This window comes from Streptomyces sp. NBC_00986 (assembly GCF_045162565.1).
GTDB lineage: Bacteria > Actinomycetota > Actinomycetes > Streptomycetales > Streptomycetaceae > Streptomyces.
In genome coordinates this window covers 5,742,537-5,765,826 of record NZ_CP108733.1, presented here as the reverse complement: position 1 = coordinate 5,765,826, position 23,290 = coordinate 5,742,537, and the positions used below count along the sequence as shown (strand labels likewise).

The window sequence follows — 23,290 nt, the reverse complement described above, 5'->3', positions numbered from 1 at the left end:
TTCCACACGTGTGGGTGACGAAGCGTGCCCATCATGTGACGTAACGTCGCAGCGTGATCGAACCGCACGCGCCGGCCCGGCCGGGTACCCAGCCACCGTGGGCAGGCCCCGCGCGGCTGCCCGTACGGCCGGGCACGGGCCGGTTCCTGGTGCTCGCGGGCGTCTTCGTCTGCGCGGCCTGCGGACTCGTGTACGAACTCGAACTCGTCGCCCTCGCCTCGTACTTGATCGGCGACTCGGTCACCCAGGCGTCCGTCGTCCTCTCCGTGATGGTGTTCGCGATGGGCATCGGCTCGCTCGCCGCGAAACGGCTGCGCTGGCACGCGGCGGCGGGGTTCGGCGCGGTCGAGGCGGCGCTCGCGCTGATCGGCGGGTGCAGCGCGATGGCCTTGTACGCGGTCTTCGCCTGGACCGGGAACTGGGGCGGGCTGTGGGCCCAGGGCCCACGCTGTCTCCTGGTCGCCTTCTCGCTCGCCATCGGGCTGCTGATCGGCGCGGAGGTTCCGTTGCTGATGGAGCTGATCCAGCGGATCCGTCGTCAGGACGCGGGGGGTGCGGTCGCCGATCTGTTCGCGGCGGACTACGTCGGTGCGCTGGTCGGTGGCCTGGCGTTTCCCTTCCTGCTGCTGCCGTTCCTGGGCCAGCTGACCGGCACGCTGCTCACCGGCACGGTCAACGTGGTCGCCGGCGGCTCCCTGGTCCTGGGCCTGTTCCGCCGCGACCTCTCCCGGCGGGGGCGCTGGCTCCTGGTCATCACCAACCTCACGGTGCTCGGCCTGCTCGCCTCCGCCGCCGTCCTGGTCGACGACTTCGAACGGGCCGCGCGGCACGCGGTCTACGGCAAGGACGTCCGGGTCGCGCTCCAGACCGACGTCCAGGAGGTCGTCCTCACGGGTGGCGACCACGGCCGTCCTCTGGATCTCTTCCTCGACGGTCGCCTGAGGGTGAGCGGCCGCGACGAGAACCGTTACCACGAGGCCCTCGTCGCCCCCGCGATGAACGGTCCCCACGCGCGCGTGCTCGTCCTCGGCGGCGGGGACGGTCTCGCGGCGCGGGAAGTACTGCGCCACCAGGGCGTGCGCCGCGTCGACATCGTCGAACTCGACGCCGGCGTCGTCCGGTTGGCCCGTCACGACCCCGGCCTGTCCGCCCTCAACGGTCACGTCTACGACGACCCGCGCGTCCACGTGAGTACGGGTGACCCCTTCGACCGGCTGCGCGCGGTGCGCCCGGGGTCGTACGACGTGGTCGTCGCGGATCTTCCGGACCCCGGCATCACCGCCAGCACGAAGCTGTACTCCCAGGAGTTCTACGGCCTTGCGCGCCGCGCGCTCACGGAGCGGGGGCGGCTGGTCGTGCACGCCGGTCCGGTCTCCTCGCGGCGCCATGTCTTCTGGACGGTGGTCTCGACGGTCCGTGCGGCCGGGCTGCACCCTGTTCCGTACCGGGTGGGCGGCCGTGCCTCGGGGTTCGCGGCGGGGCCCGACCGGGCGACCGGGACGTCTCGGGCTCCGCGGGACTGGGGGTTCGTGCTGGCGACCCGGGGGGTGGCCCCTGCCGAGCCGCCGGGGCTCGAGAGCGAGGAACGGGCGGCGGAGCGGACGCGGGTGGCGGGGCTGGCGGCTTCTACGTTGGTGCATCCGCGGTACTGATGGTGGGTTCGCCCGCCGGGGGTGGTGGGTGGGTCGGGGTCGTGGCGGTACGGCGAGGCCGCCGCTTGCGGGGTCCTTCGGTTTGTCACCACGGCTGGACGGGTTGGTGCCGGGTACGCGGCGGGCTGCGCCGTACCGCCACGACCCGCTCCCGTCTCGTCGGCGGCTGCGGGGGCGCCCGCCTTTTCAACGCAGGTCGGCATTCATCAGCCCGTCCGGCGTTGGAGGACGAGGCCGTTCAGGCCGAAGCGGGGGTCTGGGGGCGCAGCCCCCAGGGGCGCCCGCGTCAACACGCCAGCACTTCTGGGCAACGGCAGGTGTACCCCCGGTCAACCTAGGTAGGCTCGGCAAGCATGGAGCATGAGGTGTACGTTCCGGTTCCCGCCGAGCGACTTCGGGCCGCGCTCGCAGCGCCCGCTCGGGTCGCCCGCGCCGTCCCCGGCTTCCAGCAGGACGCCGGTACCGAACCCGTCGCCGGACGCCTGAAGGTCCGCGTCGGCAGCCACTCCATCACCTACCGGGGTTCCGTGCGCGTCTCCGCGCAGGACGACGGCACGTACGCCGTGGAGGGTGACGCGACCGAGGCCCGCGGTACCGGTTCCGTGAAACTCGCGCTCACGTTGCGCGTCCGCGAATCCGACGGCGGCTCCACCCTGGTCTTCGACGGTACGGCGACGGCGGACGGCCGGATCACCGAACTGGCGCCGGACGCGGTGAGGTCGGCGACGACCAGGCTGCTGGACCGGTTCGCGGAGAACCTGGGGGCGGAAGCGGATGGGGATGAGGAAAGGGGGGTGGAGGAACCGGGGTCGGGTGAACTCGCCGAACCCACCGCCATGTTGGAGGCACTGGACACCGAGGTTCCGCCTCCGCCCACGGATCCGCTGGCCGACGAGCTCGATGAGATCGACGACATCGACGACCCCGTGGGCGACATCGGTGGCCTGGACGAACCCGGACCCCATGTCTCCGAGACCTTCGCCGACACCCCCGAACCTCCCGCCGAGGCCGCGCACGCGCGCCGCACGATGATCGGGCGCAGCGCGGAGGAGGTCGACCACGCGCCCCCGCGCGGCCGTTACGCCCCGGTCCCCGCCCCGCAGACCGTGGCCACGAACGCCACCCTCCGCTGGGCGGCCCCCGCGGCGGCGGTGATCGTGGCCTCGGCGATCGTGGTCAACAGGGTGCTGCGCAAACGCCGTTGACGGGTCGCCGTTCGCCCTCTTGATCCGCCCAGTAGGGTCGTGCCGTGAGTAACGAAGAGATCACGCTGACCGCGGGCGACGCGGAAGTGACGGTGCAGCCGGGCAACGGCGGCCGTATCGGAGGGCTCCGTGTCGGCGGCACCGAACTCCTGCGCCAGGGCGAGCGGTTCGGGTGCTTCCCGATGGTCCCCTGGTGCGGGCGGATCCGCGACGGGCGATTCCGGGACGGTACGACCGTCCGGCAGATGCCCCTCAACTCCCCGCCGCACGCCATCCACGGCACCGTCCGCGACGGCGCCTGGCGCACCGCCCGCAGGTCGGCCGACGAGGCGGTCATCACGTACGACCTGGTCGAGCCCTGGCCCCACCCGGGCCGCGTCACCCAGGTCGTCGCGCTGACCGGGGACGCTCTGACGCTCACGATGGCGGTGGAGGCGCACGACGACTCTTTCCCGGCGCAGATCGGCTGGCACCCGTGGTTCCACCGCAACCTCGGCGGCGAGGACGTGACCGTCGACTTCAGCCCCGCCTGGCAGGAGGAGCGCGGCGACGACCACCTCCCCACCGGCAAGCGCATCGACCCTGAGCCGAGCCCCTGGGACGACTGTTTCGGCATGCCGGGCGGTGTCGACGTCACGCTGACCTGGCCGGGGCAGCTGGAGCTGAAGGTGACGAGCCCGGAGGAATGGGTCGTCGTCTACGACGAGCAGGAGGCCGCCGTGTGCGTGGAACCGCAGACCGGCCCGCCGAACGGCCTGAACACCCTGCCCCGCCTGGTCACCCCGATCGAGCCGCTCGAAGCCACGATGACCTGGGCGTGGACCCGCCTCTAAGCTGGGCGGCATGACGGACGTACGCGGCGTGGTGCTGCAGCAGATCAAGGACAAGGCCGTGGTGCACGGCAAGGTGACCCTGTCGTCGGGGCTGGAGGCCGATTACTACATCGACCTCCGCCGCGTCACCCTCGATGGGGAAGCCGCTCCGCTCGTCGGGCAGGTGCTGCTGGATCTGACCGCCGACCTCGACTTCGACGCGGTGGGCGGGCTGACCATGGGCGCCGACCCGGTCGCCACGTCGATGCTGCACGCCGCCGCCGCGCGCGGCCGGAGGCTGGACGCCTTCGTCGTGCGCAAGGCCGCGAAGGCGCACGGCATGCAGCGTCAGGTGGAGGGGCCGGAGATCGCGGGCCGCCGGGTGCTGGTCGTCGAGGACACCTCCACCACCGGCGACTCCCCGCTCACCGCCGTCGAGGCCGTGCGCGCGGCCGGCGCCGAGGTAGTCGGCGTCGCGACCATCGTGGACCGGGCGACCGGTGCCGCCGAGAAGATCGAGGCCGGGGCCGGGGTGCCGTATCTCTTCGCCTACTCCAAGGACGAGCTGGGCCTGGACTGACCGCCCACTCTTAGCATCCGGCCGCGTCTGGAAAGATGGGGCCGACGATGACGTCGCACCCAAGGTCTAGGTCAGGGCCGTAGCACGCAGATCGCGAAGATCGCCAACCCGCACATACCAAGGAGCGGACAGATGCCCATCGCAACCCCCGAGGTCTACAACGAGATGCTCGACCGGGCGAAGGCAGGCAAGTTCGCCTACCCGGCCATCAATGTGACCTCGACCCAGACCCTGCACGCTGCGCTGCGCGGCTTCGCGGAGGCCGAGAGCGACGGCATCGTCCAGATCTCCACGGGTGGCGCGGAGTTCCTGGGCGGCCAGTACGCCAAGGAGATGGTCACGGGTTCCGTGGCCCTGGCCGAGTTCGCGCACATCGTCGCCGAGAAGTACCCGGTCACGGTCGCGCTGCACACCGACCACTGCCCCAAGGACAAGCTCGACGGCTACGTCCGTCCGCTGATCGCCGTCTCCGAGGAGCGCGTGAAGGCCGGCGGCAACCCGCTGTTCCAGTCGCACATGTGGGACGGCTCGGCGGAGACCCTCGCCGACAACCTCGCCATCGCGCAGGAGCTGCTGGCCCGCGCCGCCGCCGCGAAGATCATCCTCGAGGTGGAGATCACCCCGACCGGCGGCGAGGAGGACGGCGTCTCGCACGAGATCAACGACAACCTCTACACCACGGTCGAGGACGCGATCCGTACGGTCGAGGCGCTCGGCCTCGGCGAGAAGGGCCGCTACCTCCTGGCCGCGTCGTTCGGCAACGTGCACGGCGTGTACAAGCCGGGCAACGTCGTGCTCCGCCCCGAGCTGCTCAAGGAGCTGAACGAGGGCGTGGCCGCGAAGTACGGCCAGCCGGCCGGCAGCAAGCCGTTCAACTTCGTCTTCCACGGCGGCTCCGGCTCCACGCCGGAGGAGATCGCCACCGCGCTGGAGAACGGCGTCGTGAAGATGAACCTCGACACGGACACCCAGTACGCGTTCACGCGCCCGATCGCGGACCACATGTTCCGCAACTACGACGGTGTCCTGAAGGTCGACGGCGAGGTCGGCTCCAAGAAGACCTACGACCCGCGCACCTGGGGCAAGCTCGCCGAGGCGTCGATGGCCGCGCGCGTCACCGAGGCGTGCGCGAACCTGCGCTCCACGGGCACGAAGGTCAAGTAGTCAGGGCCCTCCGGGGCGCCTTTTCGCGAGCCCGGTGCTACGGCACCGGGCTCGTTGTATACCTGGGGCATGTCCTCCGACGTCCGGCTCGCCTCGCCCCAGGGCAAGTGGATCCTGCTGACCACGGTGCTCGGCTCCAGCATGGCCATGGTGGACTCCACCGTCGTCAACGTCGCCCTGCCCCGCATCGGCCGGGACCTCCACGCCGACCTGGCCGCCCTCCAGTGGACGGTCAACGCGTACATGCTCACGCTGGCCGGCCTGATCCTGCTCGGTGGTTCCCTCGGCGACCGTTACGGCCGCCGCAAGATCTTCGTCCTGGGTGTGGTGTGGTTCGCGGCGGCGTCACTGCTGTGCGGACTCGCCCCCAATGTGGGTGTCCTGGTCGCGGCCCGCGCGCTCCAGGGCATCGGCGGCGCGCTCCTGACCCCCGGCTCCCTCGCCCTGATCCAGGCCTCCTTCCACCCCGACGACCGGGCCAAGGCGGTCGGCCTGTGGTCCGGCTTCGGTGGCATCGGCGCGGCGATCGGCCCGTTCCTGGGCGGCTGGCTGGTGGACGGCCCCGGCTGGCGCTGGGTGTTCCTGATCAACGTCCCCATGGCCCTGATCTGCGCCCCCGTCGCCGTACGCCACGTCCCCGAGTCCGCGGACGGCCGCAAGCACGGCCGCTTCGACGTACTGGGCGCGGCACTTGGGGCTGTGTCGCTCGCGCTCGTGACGTACGCCCTGATCGAGGCGCGCAACGGCTCGCTGGTGGTCGTACTGACCGCCGTCGCCGGTGTGGCGGCAGGCATCGCCTTCGTCTACGTCGAGAAGCGCGACCCCGACCCGATGATGCCGCCGGACATCTTCGCGTCACGCCAGTTCACCGCGGTCAACCTCGTCACCCTCTGCGTCTACGCGGCCTTCGGCGGCTTCTTCTTCCTGACCGCGCTCCAACTCCAGGTGGTGGCGGGCTACTCGGCGCTCCAGGCAGGCACGGCCCTGCTCCCGACAACCGCCCTGATGCTGCTCTTCTCGGCCCGCTCGGGCGAACTGGCCCAGCGCATCGGCCCCCGCATCCCTCTCACGGTCGGCCCGCTGCTCTGCGCGACGGCGATGCTGCTGATGCTGCGCGTCGGCCCGGACGCCTCCTACCTCGCCGACGTGGTACCGGCCCTCCTGGTTATGGGCACCGGCATGGTCACCCTCGTCGCCCCCCTCACGGCCACCGTTCTCGCCTCCGTGGACACCGCGAGGGCGGGCCTGGCCAGCGGCATCAACAACGCGGCGGCCCGCGCGGCGGGTCTGATCGCGGTAGCGGCCCTGCCCCTGCTGGCGGGCATGGGCCCGGACGCGTACCTCTCGGCACCCGCCTTCGACCACGCCTTCGACCGGGCGATGCTGTGGTGCGCGGGGGTGCTGGTGGTGGGGTCGGTCCTGGCCTACGCGACCGTACGACGCCCGGCCCCGGACTGCCGCCGCCCGGAATGCCTCACACACGGGTGGGTGACGGCTCCGCCGCTGGAGCCGCGGGTGGGGAAGGGGCCTCTCGACGCGGGGTAGGGGCTCGGCAGGAGTCGGCGCTGTGCGGGTACGCCCGGCCGTTGCCTGTCGGGGTACGCCCGGCGACGGCTTGTCGGGGTACGCCCGGCGACGGCTTGTCGGGGTACGCCCGGCGGGGTACGCCCGGCCATGGCTCGTCGGGACTGCGGGCTTGACCTTGACGTCGGGTCAACCCTCCATCCTTCCGGCAGGAGCTTCCTCGCACTCGCCTGGAACAGCTCCGCGAAGGAGGCGGATGACCATGACGACCCAGACGATCGCCGGTCCGGCGATGCGCGTGCGGGGTCTGGAGAAGTCGTACGGGAAGCTCGAAGTGCTGCGCGGTGTGGACTTCGACGTGGCGCCGGGCAGCATCTTCGCCCTGCTCGGTTCCAACGGGGCGGGCAAGACCACGACCGTGAGGATCCTCGCCACGCTCCTGAAGGCCGACGCGGGCACGGCGCGCGTCCATGGCTTCGACGTCGCCACGCAGCCGGCGGACGTGCGGGAATCCATCAGCCTCACCGGGCAGTTCGCGGCCGTCGACGAGATCCTCAGCGGCCGGGAGAACCTCGTGCTCGTCGCCAGGCTGCGCCACCTCGAGGACCCGGGCGCGGTCGCCGACGACCTGCTGAGGCGTTTCTCGCTGAGCGAGGCGGGCGCGCGGAAGGTGTCGACGTACTCGGGCGGGATGCGCCGCCGGCTGGACATCGCGATGAGCCTCATCGGGAACTCGCCGGTGATCTTCCTGGACGAGCCGACGGCCGGACTCGACCCCGAGGCGCGCATCGAGGTGTGGGACGCGGTCAAGGAGCTCGCCGGCCACGGCACGACGGTGCTGCTCACCACGCAGTACCTCGACGAGGCCGAGCAGTTGGCCGACCGGATCGCGATCCTCCACCAGGGCCGGATCATCGTGAACGGCACCCTCGCCGAACTCAAGCGGCTCTTTCCGCCGGCCGAGGTCGAGTACGTCGAGAAGCAGCCGACTCTGGAGGAGATCTTCCTGGCGGTCATCGGCGGCGGCGACAAGAGCGGCACCACTGGCACGACAACCGGGGGACAGGGATGACCGCCCACTTCTTCAGCGACACCGCCGCGCTCACGGGGCGGACCCTGCGCCATGTCACACGCAGCCCGGACACCATCATCACGACCGTCGTCACGCCGGTCGCCATGATGCTGATGTTCGTCTACGTGTTCGGCGGCGCCATCGACACCGGGTCGGTCCCGTACGTGGACTACATGCTGCCCGGCATCCTGCTCATGACCGTCGCGTCGGGCGTCTCCTACACCGCGTACCGGCTGTTCACCGATGTGAGGAGCGGGCTCTTCGAGCGGTTCCAGTCCATGCCGATCGCGCGGTCGGGGGTGCTGTGGGCTCATGTCGTCACGTCTCTGGTCGCCAACCTGATCGCGCTGGTGCTCGTCGTGGGCGTCGCCGTGCTCATGGGCTTCCGCACCGGGGCCGGGGTACCGGCTTGGCTCGCGGTCGCCGGCATCCTGCTCCTGTTCACCCTGGCCCTGACCTGGCTCGCCGTGATCCCCGGCCTCTCCGCGTCGTCGGTCGAGGGCGCGGGCGCGTTCGCCTACCCGCTCATCTTCCTGCCGTTCGTCAGCTCGGCGTTCGTGCCCACGAGGACGATGCCCGGCCCGGTGCGCTGGTTCGCCGAGCATCAGCCGGTGACGTCGATCGTCAACACGATCCGTGCCCTGTTCACCGGGCAGCCGGTCGGCGACGACATCTGGATCGCGCTCGCGTGGTGTGTGGGCGTCCTCGTCGTGGCGTACGTCTTCGCGATGATCGCCTACCGCCGGAAGATCGCCTGAGGCAGGCTGACACCCATGCTCACCATCAGCCGGCTGTCGGCGTATGCCGGCGTGACCGTACGGGCGGTACGCCACTACCACCACATCGGGCTGCTGCCCGAGCCCGAGCGCGACCGGTCCGGGTACCGGACCTACGACGCCGCCGCGGTCGTACGACTGATCCGGATCCGTGCCCTGGCCGATGCCGGCGTGCCGCTCGCCAGGGTGCAGGAACTCCTCGACGCCGGCCCGGAGGAGTTCGCCGGGGGCGTCCAGGAGATCGACAAGGATCTGCGCGCCGAGATCCGGCGGCTGCAGGACACCCGCAGACGGCTCGCCCGGCTCGCCGCCGGAGAGCAGCTGGCGCTCCCGCAGAGCGTCGTGGACTACCTCGACCGGCTGCGCGGACTCGGCGTCGGGGAGCGGTACATCGAGCTGGAGCGGGATGCCTGGATCATGATCGCCGCGCAGGTACCGCACCTGATCGACTCCGTGATCGCCCAGAAGCACGAGGAACTGGACGACCCCGACATGGTGAGGCTCTACGGCTTCTTCACCGGGGAGCTCGACTGGTCGGCCGGTGATCCGCGGATCGTCGAGGTCGCCGACATCCTGGAGCGCCTGATGACGCGGGCCGTGGAGGCCGGCGAGGCGGGTACCGACGGCCTCGACGACCAGTTCGTCGCCCTGATGGACTCGACGATGCTCGAGTCCGCACCGGGCGCCGAACTGGTGCTGGCGATTCTGCAGGAGCGCGGCTGGCGGGGCTGGACCCGCGTCGAGCGGCTGCCCGCCGAGCGACTCGACACCGAGCCGCCGCCGCCCGAAGGCGACGCGCTCACGTAGGCGGGTGCCGCCGCAGGACAGCTCGCAGGCGTGATGCCGGTCAATCGCCGCCCCTGGGGGAGACTGGAACCCATGACGATTCACGAGAACCTCCTCGGGGGACCGCCCCCGACCCACCTCCCCGAAGACCCCGGGCCGCGTGACCTCCTCGCGAGCGGTGCGACGCCCGCCGATGTCGCCGCGAAGTACCCGACCTCCTCGCTGGCCTGGGCGCTGCTGGCCGACGACGCGTTCGAGCGCGGCAGCGTCGTCGAGTCGTACGCCTACGCCCGTACGGGCTACCACCGCGGGCTCGACTCCCTGCGGCGCAACGGATGGAAGGGGCACGGCCCCGTCCCCTGGGAGCACGAGCCGAACCGCGGGTTCCTGCGGGCCCTGCACGCCCTCGCCCGTGCGGCGCAGGCGATCGGGGAGCAGGAGGAGTACGCGCGCTGCTCGCAGTTCCTGAAGGACTCCTCGCCCACGGCGGCCCAGACGCTCGGCTAGTCCGGGGACGTTGATGCAGGTCCGCCTGGTGTGACCAGGCGGACCTTGCGGTCTCGGGGGACGATTGTGGAGGATGCCCGGTGGGGACCGGGGCCCCCGTGTCGATAACGGCAGGGGCGGACCGCTACCCGGAGTACGCATCAGGAGACAGCGATGTCCCAACCGGCTCAGGAAATCCAGGAGCCCGAGGCCCCGCATCTCGACTTCCAGGGGACGACCCCGTACGAGGACTACGTCCAGGCCGACGTCCTCACCCACCTCCAGCACACCCGCTCCGACGACCCCGGCGAGATGGTCTTCCTCGTCACCACCCAGGTCATGGAGCTGTGGTTCACCGTCATCGTCCACGAGTGGGAGACCGCCGCGCGGGCCCTGCGTGAGGACCGGGTGCCGGTCGCGATCGACGCGCTGAAGCGTTCCGTACGGGAACTCGACGCGCTCAACGCCTCCTGGCGGCCCCTCGGCCAGCTCACGCCGGCCCAGTTCAACTCCTACCGTGCCGCCCTCGGCGAGGGCTCCGGCTTCCAGTCCGCGATGTACCGCCGCATGGAGTTCCTGCTCGGCGAGAAGTCCGCGTCCATGCTCGTCCCGCACCGCGGAGCGCCGCGCGTGCACGCCGAGTTGGAGAAGGCCCTGCACGAACCCAGCCTCTACGACGAGGTGTTGAGGCTCCTCGACCGGCGCGGGCACGCTGTCCCCGAGGCCGTGCTGACGCGTGACGTGACGCTGCGGTACGAGCCGTCGGAGGCCGTCGAGGAGGTGTGGACCGCCCTCTACTCCGGAGACGCGGACGACGAACTCGCCCGGCTCGGCGAGGCGTTGACCGATGTCGCCGAACTCGTGTGGCGATGGCGCAACGACCATCTCGTCGCCACCCGGCGCGCGATGGGCGCGAAGACCGGGACCGGCGGCTCCGCGGGCGTGGCCTGGCTGGAGAAGCGCGCGCAGAAGAACGTGTTCCCCGAGCTGTGGACGGCGCGGTCCCATGTCTGAACTTGCCCTGAAGGCCGAGAAGTTGGACGCCGGTGACGAACTGGCCGGTGTGCGTGCGCAGTTCGTCCTCGACGACGTCGTCTACCTCGACGGGAACTCGCTCGGCGCGCTGCCGGTCGGTGTTCCGGGGCGGGTCGAGGACGTCGTACGGCGTCAGTGGGGCGAGCTGCGTATCCGCTCCTGGGACGAGAGCGGCTGGTGGACCGCGCCCGAGCGGATCGGCGACCGGATCGCCCCGCTGGTCGGGGCGGCGGCCGGCCAGATCGTCGTCGGCGACTCCACAAGTGTCAATGTCTTCAAGGCACTTGTGGCGGCGGTGCGGATGACGTCCGGCTCGGGGCGGGACGAGATCGTCGTCGACGCCACGACCTTTCCCACGGACGGCTACATCGCCGAGTCGGCCGCCCGGCTGACCGGGTGCACGCTGCGGCCGGTGACCCCGGCCGACGTGCCGGGCGCGCTCGGCGACCGTACGGCGGCGGTGCTCCTCAACCACGTCGACTACCGCACCGGCCGGCTGCACGACCTGCCCGCGCTCACGGCCGCGGTGCATGCGGCGGGTGCCGTGGTCGTCTGGGACCTGTGCCACAGCGCGGGCGCGCTGCCGGTCGGGCTCGACGAGCACGGGGTCGATCTCGCGGTGGGCTGCACGTACAAGTACTTGAACGGCGGCCCGGGTTCACCCGCGTATCTGTATGTGCGGCGGGAGTTGCAGGACCGCTTCGACTCACCGCTGCCCGGCTGGAACTCGCACGTCGAGCCCTTCGGTATGCGGTCCGCGTACGAACCGGCGGCGGGCGCGTTGCGCGGTCGCGTGGGTACGCCGGACATCCTGTCCATGCTCGCCCTGGAAGCGGCCCTCGACGTGTGGGACGGCGAGGGCGGTGGCGTCTCGATCGAGGCGGTGCGCGCCAAGTCCCTTGCCCTGACGGACTTCTTCCTGGAGTGCGTGGCGTCGTACGTCCCCGACGGGCGGGTGGAGTCGGTGACTCCGGTGGCCCACGCGGAGCGCGGCAGCCAGGTCGCGCTGCGGTGCGCCGACGCCGGGGACGTGATGAAACGGCTGATCGAGCGGGGCGTGGTCGGCGACTTCCGGCATCCGGACGTGCTGCGGTTCGGATTCACGCCGTTGTACGTCGGGTTCGGGGATGTGGAGCGGGCGGCTCGGACCTTGGGAGACGTGGTCCGCTAGAAGCTGTACCTCGATCTAACCGTCGTAGGAGACGGGAGCGGTTAGATCGGCGGAGAGGCTGATGACATACACCCCTGCCACGGCGGCGGCTCGCGCGGCTCGCGCGGCGCGCTCCGCGGCGGGGGTGTCCGGGGCGGTCCCGGTGGTCAGCAACTCGTAGTAGAGGGGCGCCGACACGGCCCGTACGACCTGGGAGGGATCGGTGCCGGCGGGCAACTCCCCGCGTGCTACGGCCTGTTCGACGCAGGGCGCCCACTCGGCGACCCGGACCTCGTAGAAGTGGCGCAGGGCCTCGGCCGTACGGACGTCGCAGGTCGCGGCGGCGATGACGGCGCGGAACAGGGCGCCCTGGCGGGGATCGGCGAGGGTGCGCTGCACGAGCAGGGCGTTGGCGCGCAGGTCGCCGAGCAGCGAGCCGGTCTCCTCGCGCGGCAGCGACTGTTCGGCCATGTCGACGAGGAGGTCCGCGACCAGCGCGGTCACCGAACCCCAGCGCCGGTACACCGTGGTCTTGCCGACCTCCGCCCGCCGGGCGACGTCCGAGAGGTCGAGCCGGTCGACGCCCTGCTCGGCCAGCACGTCACCCGCGGCCCGCAGCACCGCCGTACGCACGCGTGCCGTGCGGCCGCCGGGGCGCAGGGTGCCGGGTTCGGGGTCGGGCTGGGGGCTGTGTTCGTGCTCGTCCTCGGCGGACATGATGGGCTCCTGAGGGTGCTGATGAGGTGCCGTGACGGGCACGGCGTCAGCGTAACGAAACAGCAGAACCGTTTAACCCTCACCCAGCGTGACATCCGCGTGTCCGCGCACGTCACCGGCCTGGTAGCGTCCCGCCCACGGCCGCAATCTTCTCCAGGTCCGCCACATCCGAACCGTCCAAATCCTCCCCCAGTGCCGAAAGCCTGGGAGGTGCCCCCATCGTCGCTGAGAGGTTGGAGCATGCCGGACGACGCAGCCGCACGTGCCGCCGCAGAAGAGGAGTCGGCCTTCTCGCACCCCGCCGTCGACCCCGACAGCACCGCCGCGTACGGCGACCACCCCGATCAGGTGATCGACTTCTACGCCCCGCGCGGCGAACGCATGCCGGGCGAGGCCGCACCTCTGGTCGTAGTACTTCACGGGGGCGCGTGGCGCGCCCCGTACGACCGCAGGCACATCACCCCGTTCGCGGACTTCCTGGCGCGTCGGGGGTTCGCGGTGGCCAACGTCGAGTACCGGCGAGGGCCCGCGAGTCCTGCGGAGGGCGCCTCAATTCCGGCGCAGGGCAGTGCGATTGGCGCTACCGGAGGCGCGCTCGCCGGGCGTTGGCCGGACACCTTCGACGACGTCGCGGCAGCGCTGGACGCACTCCCCGCACTCGTACGGGAGGCGCTGCCGCAGGCCGATCCGCGCCGCACGGTGGTCACCGGGCACTCGGCGGGCGGCCACCTCGCCCTGTGGGCCGCGGCCCGGCACGTCCTCCCGAAGGACGCCCCCTGGCGCACCGCCGCCCCCGCCGCGCTGCGCGGTGTCGTCGCCCTCGCCCCGATCGCCGACTTCGCGGTCGCCGAGAAGCTGGCGGTGTGCGACGGAGCCGCCGCTCAACTCCTGGGCGGAGAAGCCAAGTTCGCCGAGCGCCTGCCGTACGCCGACCCGTCGCTCCTCCTCCCCACCGGCATCGCGACCACCCTGGTCCAGGGCCGCGCCGACATCGACGTCCCCGAGGCGGTCGCCGAGTCGTACGCGGACGCGGCGGCGAAGTCGGGCGAGGTCGTGGGCCTCACGCTGCTGGAGGACGTCGGCCACTTCCCGCTGATCGACCCGGCGGCGGACGCGTGCGCGGTGGTGGCGGAGGAGATCGCCCAGCTGGCGTGGTGAGCGGCCTCCACCTGGGCGTCTGTCCGTCCCGGTCATACCCGTAATACCTGAGAGCTACGACGCAGGTGAGTTCCCTGGTGTGACGCGGACGACGACCCCGGATCCGTAATTTTCCTTCCAGATGATCCAGCCCGACAACCGGGCGGACCGGGAGGGGAGACGGGGATGGGGACGGGGACGGGGACGGGATTTGATACGGGGCTCGATACGAGGGTGGCCGAGACAGCAACTGCCGATCTGAGTGCGGAAGTTGCCGCAGGTTCCGCGCCGCGGGTGGGCTGGCGCCGCCGCACCGGCAGATGGCGTCGCGCCCTGCTCGCCGCCCTCGTCACCGGCGCCGTCGTGATCCCCCTCTCGGCCGCGGCGCGGCCCGAGATCCCCGCGCCCGCGCCCGCCGCCCTCGCCCCGCTCGCACCGGCCACGCTGGACGAGGTGTACGCGGCGAACCGGGCCAACGCCCGCCAGGCGTCCCGGATGGCCGCCGCCAACGGCGACGACCGTCGCGCCGCGGTGGACCGCGCGATGGCCGGCCCGGACCGGGACTTCCTCACCTTCGACGGTCGGGGCGAGGGCCAAGCGACCGAGGTCTTCGGTGACTTGGCGCACGCCGACCGCGTGGCCGTCCTGGTCCCGGGCTCGGACACCACGCTCGACACCTACGACCGCTTCCGCGCGACCGCGCTCAACCTGCACCGCCAACAGACCCGGGACGCCCCCAACTCCCGCACGGCGGTGGTCTCCTGGCTCGGTTACGAAACGCCGCGCACGGTGAGCAGCACCGTCCTGACACCGGCCAGAGCGGACCAAGCGGCCCCGCGCCTGAGGGAGTTCATACGCCGGCTGCACGCCGTCACCGGCCGCGGGACGCACGTCACGCTGGTGTGCCACTCCTACGGCACGGTGGTCTGCGGCCGAGCCGCCCCCGGCCTCGCCGTGTCCGACATCGCCCTGATCGGCAGCCCCGGTACGGGAGTCGACTCCGCCGCCGGTCTGCACACCCCGGCCCGGGTCTGGGCCGCACGCGGCGCCGACGACTGGGTCGGCGGTGTCCCGCACGTCAGCGCGGACCTGTTCGGCACGACCGTCGGCTTCGGCACCGACCCGGTGTCCCCGGCGTTCGGCGCTCGTGTCTTCGCGGCCGGCGACGTCGGCCACAGCGACTACTTCACCCCGGGCACGGCCTCCCTGGCCAACCTCGCCCGGATCGTCCTGGGCGAGACCTCGGAGGTGACCCATGCGTGACCGGACCCTGAGCGGTACGACGGGCGGGACCGGGATACGGCAGGGTCTGCACGGCCTACGGCGTGGCGCTGCCCGCCTCGACGCCGCGACCCCGCCCGACCGGGACCGCGCCGTGGACGCCCTGCGCGCGCTCGCGATCCTTGGTGTCGTCCTGGGCCACTGGCTGGTGACGGCCCTGGTCGCGGACGGCGGCACGTTGCACACGGCGAGCCCGTTGCGGCACATGCCGTGGCTGGCGCCGATCTCCTGGGTGTTCCAGACGCTGGCGGTGTTCTTCCTGGTGGGCGGCCATGTGGCGACCCGCGGTTACGCCTCCGCACGCGCCCGGGGCATGACGTACGGGCAGTGGCTGACCGCCCGGCTGGCCCGGCTGTTCAGACCGGCGGCCGCTGTCCTCACCCTGTGGACGGTGACGGCGATCGCGCTGCTGCTGTCCGGCGCGGACTTCGAAACGGTGCGCGCGTTGGTCAAGTTGGCGCTGTCACCGATGTGGTTCCTGCTCGTGTTCGCGGGCCTGACGGCCGCGACTCCCCTCGTCACCAGGCTGAACCCGTTGTGGCCGCTGGCCGTCGTACTCCACGTGGACCTGATCCGTTTCGGACTCGGCGGCCCGTCCTGGCTCGGCTGGGTGAACGTGGCGGCGGCCTGGCTGGTGCCGTACACCCTGGGCGCGGCGTGGACCCGGGGCGAGTTGGACCGCGCCCGCGCGGGCTGGGTCCTGCTGACGGGCGGTACGGCGGCGACGGCGGCGCTCGTCCTCTGGGCGGGCTACCCGGCGTCGATGGTGGGCGTCCCCGGCACCACGATCTCCAACCTCGACCCGCCGACCCTGGCCGCGGTCACCTTCGGCCTGGCCCAGTGCGGCCTGGCCCTGCTCCTCCGCGACCGCCTGCGCCGCGCGATGCGCCGTCCGCTCGCCTGGTCGGCGGTGGCCCTGGTCAACCTCTCCGCGATGACGATCTTCCTCTGGCACCAGACAGCCCTGATGGCCACCACGGCCACCACCCTCCCCGCGGGCCACCTGCCCGGACTGCACACCCACCCCGACGACCTGACCTGGGTCGCGGCCCGAGTCGCCTGGCTCCCGGTGTTCGCCCTGGCCCTGACGATCTGCTGGACGGCGTTCCGGACGTACGAACAGCCCCGGCGTCCGCGCCCGGTCAGCACCGGTTTCCGTACCCGCCTCCGAGCGAAGTCCCCTCACCGTGCCTAGGGTTGACCAGATGACCGCAACCGCCGGCGGTGCCGAGCCCCCGCCCACCGTCCCCACCCTGTTCCCCGGACACCGTCGGCTGCGCCTTGTCACGTACGCCCTCGTCTCCCTCGCCGCCCTCGGCCTCTCCCTGTCCGGCATGGACGAGATGATGCACGAGTACGAACTGGGCGTGCTCCAGGGCTTGTTGGCGGGTTTCGGGCAGGGTGTCGCCCTGGTCCTCGCACTGCGTCGCCCGTTCCCCGCCTGGGCGCTGTCCCTGACCACCGCGGCCGTCACCGCGCTGGCCGCGCGTGCTGCCCTGGACCCCCGTCCCGCCCTAAACCACGGCCCGTACCCTGTCCCCAACTGGCCCTGGAGCAGCACCGAAGTCATCGTCCAGGCCGTCGTACTCCTGCTGCTGGCGCTGCGCGTACCCGCCCGCAGAGCCCTCGCCGCGCTGGCCGCGACCGGGGTGACGACGTTCGTCATCCAGGGGGTGCTCGGCGCTCAGAGCCACTCCTCGACGGGCACGGTCGCGGTCGCCGTCTGCGCGGTGGCCGTCCTCGTCGGCACCGCCCTGCGCGGCCGCAGCGAGGCCCGTACCCAACTCGTCGAGCAGGTGACGATCACGGCGGAGGAGCGGCACCACCGCACCCTCCTGGAGGAGCGCAGCCGTATCGCCCGCGAACTGCACGACGTGGTCGCGCACCACATGTCGGTGATCTCCATCCAGGCCCAAGTGGCGCCCCACCTGGTCGAGAACCCGTCGGACGAGCTCAGGGAGAACCTCGACGGCATCCGGCAGAACGCCCTCGAAGCCCTCCGCGAACTGCGCCGGGTCCTCGGCGTGCTCCGCTCGGAGAACCCGGAGTACCCCGAGGACCCGTACGCCATCGCCGCCCCCGGCACCGGTGCCACCCCCCACGCCCCGCAGCCCACCCTGGACCGGCTGGACGCCCTGATGGAGAACACCAGGACCGCCGGGCTCGACGTACGCAGCGAGATCAGGGGCGAGGCGCGTCCGCTGGCACCCGGCGTGGAGCTGTCGGCGTACCGGATCATCCAGGAGGCGCTCAGCAACGCGCTGCGCCACGCGCCCGGTTCCACGGTCGCCGTCGAGGTCACGCATCTCCCCGAGGGGCTGCAGCTGACGGTCACCAACTCCCGCCCCCGGCAAGCCGTCCAGCCCTCCCTGGGCGCCGGTCACGGTCTGCTCGGCATGCGGGAGCGCGCGTCGATGCTCGGCGGCCACCTGACCGCGACGAGAACATTCCAGGGCGGCTTCGCGATCGTCGCGTTCCTGCCCCGGGACGGCGTCGCGCTCCCCGACGAACCCGTCGACCCCGACCAGCTCCCCGTCCCCGAGATCATCTTCCCGACAGGAGACGAGACCCCATGACGAGCGGCACCATCCGCGTACTGATCGCCGACGACCAGCAGATGGTCCGGCAGGGCTTCACCGTGCTGCTCAACGCCCAGCCCGGCATAGAGGTGGTCGGCCAGGCGGTCGACGGCCTGGACGCGGTGGCCAAGGTCGCCGAACTCGCCCCGGACGTCGTCCTCATGGACATCCGCATGCCCGAACTCGGCGGCATCGAGGCCACCTGCCGCATCACCGTCGCGACCCCGCAGATCAAGGTCCTGGTGCTCACCACCTTCGACCTCGACGAGTACGTCTACGAGGCACTGCGCGCCGGCGCCTCCGGATTCCTCCTGAAGGACGCGTCCGCCGATCAACTGGCAGAGGCGGTGCGGGTGGTGGCGGCCGGTGACGCACTGCTCGCGCCGGGCGTCACCCGCCGCCTGATCGCCGAGTTCTCCCGGCTGAACGGCACACCCCGAACCCCGCTCAAGTCACGCGTCGGCGACCTCACCGAGCGCGAGACGGAGGTCCTCGCACTCATCGCACAGGGCCTGTCCAACGCGGAGATCGCCGAGCACCTGGTCGTCGCCGAACAGACCGTGAAGACCCATGTCGGCCGCATCCTGGTGAAGTTGGGCCTGCGGGACCGCACACAGGCGGCGGTGTTCGCCTACGAGTCGGGGCTGGTCCGTCCGGGCGGCGGACGCTGAACCCGAGCCCGCAGGCGTACCCCTGGTGCAGTCGCAGGGATACCCGTAGTACTTGAGACGGACGGCCCAGGACCCTTCTCACAGGTGACGACGGCTACCCGCCCCGCCGCCTACCGTTTTGAACGTGACCGAGACGACCCACACGCAGATGACGCCGCAGGACAGCGCGTTCGAGGCCTATCAGCCGCGCAGCCCGGAATTCCGGGCTGCCGTGGACGCGCTGCGCGGGATGCGGCAGGACCTGTTCCACGACGCCTTCGCCTACCGCCCGCTGGCCCGCTCCGCTGCCGACGGCCCGCTGACCCGGCGGCTGAAGGGGCGGCCCCGGGAGTACGCGGCCTGGGGCCCGCACGCCCTGATCGTCGCGGTCGGCCTGCTCGCGATGTACGTCGCGACGAACGACGAGGCCCGCGGCGCTGGCAGCAACCTGATCCTCGGCCTGCTCGCCCTGGCGCCGGTGCTGCTGACGATGGTGCGGCCGGTCGGAGCGTTCTGGCTGTCCATGGCCGCGACCCCGATCGCGACCGCCCTGGCGACGGAGTTCGACGACGAGTGGCCGTGGCGGAACGGCAGCTTCGTCTGCCACCTGGCCGTGCTCACGATCGTGGCGATACGCACCCGACCGCGCACGGCCGCCTGGATGTGGGCGTTGACGGCGTTCTACGGCATCGGCGCCACCACTGTCGCCGGCGGTCATTCCTTCGGCTCGGACACCGCGGAGATGCTGTTCCTCTCCGCCATGGTCCTGTTCGGCGTCACGGTCCGGCACATCCGCCGCGACGCCCAGCAGGAGGTGACCGCGCAGCAGACCGTGACGGCCCACGAGCGGTCCCGCCGCACCCTCCTGGAGGAGCGCACGACGATCGCCCGCGAGCTGCACGACGTGGTCGCCCACCACATGTCGGTGGTCGCCATCCAGGCGGAGGCCGCGCCCTACCGCGTGGAGAACCCGCCGCCGGAGCTGGAGCGCGCGTTCGTCACGATCCGGGAGAACGCGGTGGCGGCCCTGACCGAGCTGCGCCGGGTCCTGGGCGTGGTCCGCGCGGAGGACTACGAGGCGCCGGACGCCCCGCAGCCCACCCTCGCCGACATGGACGCGCTGCTCGCCAATGTGCGCGACGCGGGCCTGAGCGTCGACAAGGCGGTGACGGGGGCGGTACGTGAACTCCCGCAGGGCGTCGAGCTGTCGGCGTACCGGATAGTGCAGGAGGCGTTGAGCAACACCCTGCGGCACGCGCCCGGTGCGAGCGCCCGCGTCGAGATCGGTTACGTGCTGGGCGGACTGGGCCTGCGGATAGTCAACGGTCCGATGCCCGAGCCGAGCCTGGTGAAGCCGTCACCGGGTGCGGGGCACGGCATCACCGGGATGCGGGAGCGGGTCTCCATGCTGAACGGCGAGATGACGGCGGCCCCGGCGGACGACGGCGGCTACGAGGTGACGGTGTTCCTGCCGGTGCCGATGCCCAGTGCGAGCGAACCGGTGCCGAGTGCGGGGGAAGGTGACGCATGACGATCCGCGTACTGATCGCGGACGACCAGATGATGGTGCGCGAGGGCTTCTCGGTCCTCTTGGGCGCGATGCCGGACATCGAGGTCGTCGGCGAGGCGGTGAACGGGCGCGACGCGGTCGAGCGGGTGCGCGCACTGGCCCCGGACGTCGTGCTGATGGACATCCGGATGCCGGAGATGAACGGTATCGAGGCGACCCGGGAGATCGTCGCGGCGGACGGTGCGGCGAAGGTGCTGGTGCTGACCACGTTCGACCTCGACGAGTACGTGTACCAGGCGCTGCGGGCGGGAGCCTCCGGGTTCCTCCTCAAGGACGCGTCCGCACGCCAACTGGCCGACGGGGTAAGGGTGGTGGCGGCCGGCGAGGCGCTGCTCGCGCCCTCCGTCACCAAGCGGTTGATCACGGAGTTCTCGAAGCTGTCCGAGACACCCCGCCTGATGCCGGCCGCGGCCCAGGGGACGTACGGGGATCTCACCGAGCGCGAGACGGAGGTGCTGGTCCTCATCGCGCAGGGCCTGTCGAACGGGGAGATCGCCGAGCGGCTGGTGGTCGCCGAGTCGACGATCAAGACCCATGTCAGCCGGATCCTGGTGAAGCTGGGCCTGCGCGACCGCACGCAGGCGGCGGTGTTCGCGTACGAGGCGAGACTGGTGAGACCGGGCTAGGGACGGGCTCCCCGCCGGTCCGGGCTGCCCGCGGTGACACCGCGGGCAGCGGGATCGCCCCCGCACGGCTACGAGGCGAGGCTGGTGAGACCGGGCTAGGGACGGGCTCCCCGCCGGTCCGGGCAGGCCGCGGTGGCACTGCGGGCAGCGGGATCGCCCCCGCACGGCTACGAGGCGAGGCTGGTGAGACCGGGCTAGGGACGGGCTCCCCGCCGGTCCGGGCAGGCCGCGGGGACACCGCGGGCAGCGGGATCGCCCCCGCACGCGTGCGCGTACGCCCGCACCACGGCCAGCGAGGGCAGCCGTTCACCACCGGCCGCCTGCGCGAGGGCGGCCGCCGAGCAGCGCGCACGCCGGGCCAGCACGCGGTACGACGGCCCGCCGCACCCGCCGCACCCGCCGCACCCGCCGCACCCGCCGCGCCCGCCGCGCCCGCCGCGCCCGCCGCGCCCGCCGCGCCCGCCGCACGGTTCCCGCCGGTCGTGAGCGAGCCACCGCACGGCCCCGGCGTCCACAAGGCGGTGGACACCACTCAAGACACCCCTGGTCAGAAGCTCGTCCAAGGGTTAGCGTCCGTTCATGGCAGCTGCTGACGACCTCGCCTTCGACCCCTGGGACCCGGCGTTCGTGTCCGACCCGTACCCCGCCTACGCCGAACTGCGCGAGCGCGGCCGGGTCACGTACTACGAGCCCACCGACCAGTGGCTCGTTCCCCGCCACGCGGACGTCTCGGCACTGCTCCGCGACCGCCGCCTCGGCCGCACCTACCAACACCGGTTCACCCACGAGGACTTCGGCCGTACGGCACCCCCGCCCGAGCACGAGCCCTTCCACACCCTCAACGACCACGGCATGCTCGACCTCGAACCACCGGACCACACCCGCATCCGGCGCCTGGTCTCGAAGGCGTTCACCCCGCGCACGGTCGAGCAACTGAAGCCGTACGTCAGCCAGTTGGCGCGTGAACTGGTGGACGGCCTGGTGGCGAAGGGCGGCGGCGACCTCCTGACGGACGTGGCCGAGCCCCTCCCCGTCGCGGTGATCGCCGAGATGCTCGGCATCCCGGAGTCGGACCGTGCCCCGCTCCGCCCCTGGTCGGCGGACATCTGCGGGATGTACGAACTGAGCCCGTCCGAGGAGACGGCGGCGAAGGCGGTCCGCGCGTCGAACGAATTCTCCTCGTATCTACGCGAGTTGATCGCGGCCCGCCGCAAGAACCCGGGCGACGACCTCATCTCCGGCATGATCGCGGCCCACGACGAGGACGACGACCGCCTCACCGAACAGGAGCTGATCTCCACCGCCGTCCTCCTGCTGAACGCGGGCCACGAGGCGACGGTGAACTCCACGGTGAACGGCTGGTGGGCGCTGTTCCGCAACCCGGAGCAGTTGGCGGCCTTGCGCGCGGACCACTCCCTCATCCCCTCCGCCGTCGAGGAGTTGATGCGCTACGACACCCCGCTCCAGCTCTTCGAGCGGTGGGTGCTGGACGAGATCGAGATCGACGGTACGACGATCCCGCGCGGCGCGGAGATCGCGATGCTGTTCGGCGCGGCCAACCACGACCCGGCGGTCTTCACCGACCCCGAGCGCCTGGACCTCACCCGCGCCGACAACCCGCACATCAGCTTCAGCGCGGGCATCCACTACTGCATCGGCGCACCCCTGGCCCGTATCGAACTGGCCGCCTCCATGGGGGCGTTGCTCGAGAAGGCCCCGACGCTACGGCTCGCGGCGGACCCGGAGCGCAAGCCGAACTTCGTGATCCGGGGGCTGGAGGGGCTGAGCGTAGAGGTGGGGTGACGGCCCCTCGCGGGCCCCGAGTCGGGCCTACGTCGCCGACCCGCCCCGGGGTCCCTGGACCTGCCGGCCGCCCGTCCGGGTGGGGCCGGGGGCGGGCGCCTTCCTCAACCGCTCGACGTGCTGCTGCTGGACGTCGCGGGAGAAGGTGAGGTAGTCGATGACCAGTTCCAGCTGGTCGGGGGTGTAACGGCCGAACACCTTCCGGCCGGCGTCGTCCAGGAACGGCCCGATCAGCCCGAAGGCGCGCTGGGCGGCCTCGGGGGTGACGCGGATCAGGGTCTTGCGCCGGTCGTCGGGGTGCGGCGTGCGGGTGAGATAGGCGAGTTTCTCCAGCCGGTCGAGCATCGTGGTGACGCTCCCGGTGGTCAGGCCCAGTTGCCGGCTCAGCTCACGAGGGGTGATCTCCTCGACCGCGAAAAGGATCTCCAGGCATCGCAGATCGGTCTCGTTGACCCCCATGAGCCGGGCCAGCTCGCGGTCGAAGTCGTCGACGGCGCTCTGGTACGCCTGCACGGCCGCACCCAGTCGCGCTTCGACCGACCCCGACCCCGCGCCCGAGTCCGCGCCCACACCCGACTCCGTTCCGCTTGACATTCGAGATATCTCCCAGCATCGTAACCATCGACCATTAGCTTGAAAGTCAAGATGTATGAAAGTCGAGCGAGACTGGAGTCCAAGCCATGTC

23 protein-coding genes are annotated in these 23,290 nt (G+C 71.6%); 20 read left to right on the top strand and 3 right to left on the bottom strand.

Annotated features, from left to right (window positions below; translation table 11 throughout):
• Positions 1–53 precede the first annotated feature (53 nt).
• The 12 genes from OG504_RS25455 to kynU all read left to right on the top strand — a co-directional run bounded on the left by OG504_RS25455 (position 54) and on the right by kynU (position 12,263).
• Positions 54–1,652: a polyamine aminopropyltransferase gene (locus OG504_RS25455; RefSeq protein WP_405991890.1), complete on the top strand. Its 1,599-nt coding sequence runs from the start codon at positions 54–56 to the stop codon at positions 1,650–1,652.
• 353 nt (positions 1,653–2,005) lie between these two features.
• Positions 2,006–2,857 (top strand): SRPBCC domain-containing protein, encoded by an 852-nt coding sequence (locus OG504_RS25450; RefSeq protein WP_405991889.1) that lies wholly within the window; start codon positions 2,006–2,008, stop codon positions 2,855–2,857.
• A gap of 44 nt (positions 2,858–2,901) precedes the next feature.
• A complete protein-coding gene (locus OG504_RS25445; RefSeq protein ID WP_405991888.1) occupies positions 2,902–3,690 on the top strand; it encodes an aldose 1-epimerase in 789 nt (262 codons plus the stop codon).
• 10 nt (positions 3,691–3,700) lie between these two features.
• On the top strand, positions 3,701–4,249 hold the full coding sequence (gene pyrE / locus OG504_RS25440) for an orotate phosphoribosyltransferase (RefSeq protein ID WP_405991887.1): 549 nt from the start codon (positions 3,701–3,703) through the stop codon (positions 4,247–4,249).
• Positions 4,250–4,381: 132 nt separating this feature from the next.
• The gene (fbaA, locus tag OG504_RS25435) at positions 4,382–5,413 is read left to right on the top strand and encodes a class II fructose-bisphosphate aldolase (protein ID WP_405991886.1); all 1,032 of its coding nucleotides are present in this window, start codon (positions 4,382–4,384) and stop codon (positions 5,411–5,413) included.
• 69 nt (positions 5,414–5,482) lie between these two features.
• Positions 5,483–6,958: an MFS transporter gene (locus OG504_RS25430; RefSeq protein ID WP_405991885.1), complete on the top strand. Its 1,476-nt coding sequence runs from the start codon at positions 5,483–5,485 to the stop codon at positions 6,956–6,958.
• 241 nt (positions 6,959–7,199) lie between these two features.
• Positions 7,200–8,009 carry an ABC transporter ATP-binding protein gene (locus OG504_RS25425; RefSeq protein WP_405991884.1) on the top strand — a complete coding sequence of 270 codons (810 nt, stop codon included), beginning with the start codon at positions 7,200–7,202 and terminating at the stop codon, positions 8,007–8,009.
• On the top strand, positions 8,006–8,767 hold the full coding sequence (locus OG504_RS25420) for an ABC transporter permease (protein WP_405991883.1): 762 nt from the start codon (positions 8,006–8,008) through the stop codon (positions 8,765–8,767). Before OG504_RS25425 ends, OG504_RS25420 begins: the two co-directional genes overlap by 4 nt.
• Before the next feature lie 15 nt (positions 8,768–8,782).
• The gene (locus tag OG504_RS25415; protein WP_405991882.1) at positions 8,783–9,592 is read left to right on the top strand and encodes a MerR family transcriptional regulator; all 810 of its coding nucleotides are present in this window, start codon (positions 8,783–8,785) and stop codon (positions 9,590–9,592) included.
• 72 nt (positions 9,593–9,664) lie between these two features.
• Positions 9,665–10,078, top strand: a complete 414-nt coding sequence (locus OG504_RS25410; protein WP_033284811.1) for a DUF3151 domain-containing protein — start codon at positions 9,665–9,667, stop codon at positions 10,076–10,078.
• A 153-nt stretch (positions 10,079–10,231) separates the two neighbouring features.
• A complete protein-coding gene (locus OG504_RS25405; RefSeq protein WP_405991881.1) occupies positions 10,232–11,071 on the top strand; it encodes a tryptophan 2,3-dioxygenase family protein in 840 nt (279 codons plus the stop codon).
• On the top strand, positions 11,064–12,263 hold the full coding sequence (kynU, locus tag OG504_RS25400) for a kynureninase (RefSeq protein WP_405991880.1): 1,200 nt from the start codon (positions 11,064–11,066) through the stop codon (positions 12,261–12,263). The genes OG504_RS25405 and kynU overlap by 8 nt, the downstream gene beginning before the upstream one ends.
• Before the next feature lie 15 nt (positions 12,264–12,278).
• On the opposite strand, the gene OG504_RS25395 is transcribed toward kynU, so the two are convergent.
• A complete protein-coding gene (locus OG504_RS25395) occupies positions 12,279–12,959 on the bottom strand; it encodes a TetR/AcrR family transcriptional regulator (RefSeq protein WP_405991879.1) in 681 nt (226 codons plus the stop codon).
• A 240-nt stretch (positions 12,960–13,199) separates the two neighbouring features.
• Here OG504_RS25395 and OG504_RS25390 point away from each other — a divergent pair, with 240 nt between their 5' ends.
• The 7 genes from OG504_RS25390 (at position 13,200) to OG504_RS25360 (ending at position 20,802) form a co-directional block, all read left to right on the top strand.
• Positions 13,200–14,117 carry an alpha/beta hydrolase gene (locus OG504_RS25390; RefSeq protein ID WP_405991878.1) on the top strand — a complete coding sequence of 306 codons (918 nt, stop codon included), beginning with the start codon at positions 13,200–13,202 and terminating at the stop codon, positions 14,115–14,117.
• A gap of 213 nt (positions 14,118–14,330) precedes the next feature.
• Positions 14,331–15,359: an alpha/beta hydrolase gene (locus OG504_RS25385; protein WP_405991877.1), complete on the top strand. Its 1,029-nt coding sequence runs from the start codon at positions 14,331–14,333 to the stop codon at positions 15,357–15,359.
• Complete coding sequence (locus OG504_RS25380) at positions 15,352–16,572, top strand: acyltransferase (RefSeq protein WP_405991876.1); 1,221 nt, start codon at positions 15,352–15,354, stop codon at positions 16,570–16,572. The genes OG504_RS25385 and OG504_RS25380 overlap by 8 nt, the downstream gene beginning before the upstream one ends.
• Before the next feature lie 10 nt (positions 16,573–16,582).
• Positions 16,583–17,953 carry a sensor histidine kinase gene (locus OG504_RS25375; RefSeq protein WP_405991875.1) on the top strand — a complete coding sequence of 457 codons (1,371 nt, stop codon included), beginning with the start codon at positions 16,583–16,585 and terminating at the stop codon, positions 17,951–17,953.
• Complete coding sequence (locus OG504_RS25370; RefSeq protein WP_405991874.1) at positions 17,950–18,627, top strand: response regulator; 678 nt, start codon at positions 17,950–17,952, stop codon at positions 18,625–18,627. Before OG504_RS25375 ends, OG504_RS25370 begins: the two co-directional genes overlap by 4 nt.
• 124 nt (positions 18,628–18,751) lie before the next feature.
• Positions 18,752–20,137, top strand: a complete 1,386-nt coding sequence (locus OG504_RS25365; RefSeq protein ID WP_405991873.1) for a sensor histidine kinase — start codon at positions 18,752–18,754, stop codon at positions 20,135–20,137.
• Complete coding sequence (locus tag OG504_RS25360; RefSeq protein WP_405991872.1) at positions 20,134–20,802, top strand: response regulator; 669 nt, start codon at positions 20,134–20,136, stop codon at positions 20,800–20,802. The genes OG504_RS25365 and OG504_RS25360 overlap by 4 nt, the downstream gene beginning before the upstream one ends.
• Before the next feature lie 194 nt (positions 20,803–20,996).
• Here the strand turns inward: OG504_RS25360 and OG504_RS25355 are convergent, their stop codons facing one another.
• Positions 20,997–21,167, bottom strand: coding sequence for a hypothetical protein (locus OG504_RS25355; protein ID WP_405991871.1), 171 nt, complete (start codon positions 21,165–21,167; stop codon positions 20,997–20,999).
• 214 nt (positions 21,168–21,381) lie between these two features.
• On the opposite strand from OG504_RS25355, the gene OG504_RS25350 reads away from it, so the two are divergent.
• On the top strand, positions 21,382–22,605 hold the full coding sequence (locus tag OG504_RS25350; protein WP_405991870.1) for a cytochrome P450: 1,224 nt from the start codon (positions 21,382–21,384) through the stop codon (positions 22,603–22,605).
• A gap of 27 nt (positions 22,606–22,632) precedes the next feature.
• On the opposite strand, the gene OG504_RS25345 is transcribed toward OG504_RS25350, so the two are convergent.
• Positions 22,633–23,199 (bottom strand): MarR family winged helix-turn-helix transcriptional regulator, encoded by a 567-nt coding sequence (locus OG504_RS25345; protein ID WP_405991869.1) that lies wholly within the window; start codon positions 23,197–23,199, stop codon positions 22,633–22,635.
• Positions 23,200–23,290: the final 91 nt, after the last annotated feature.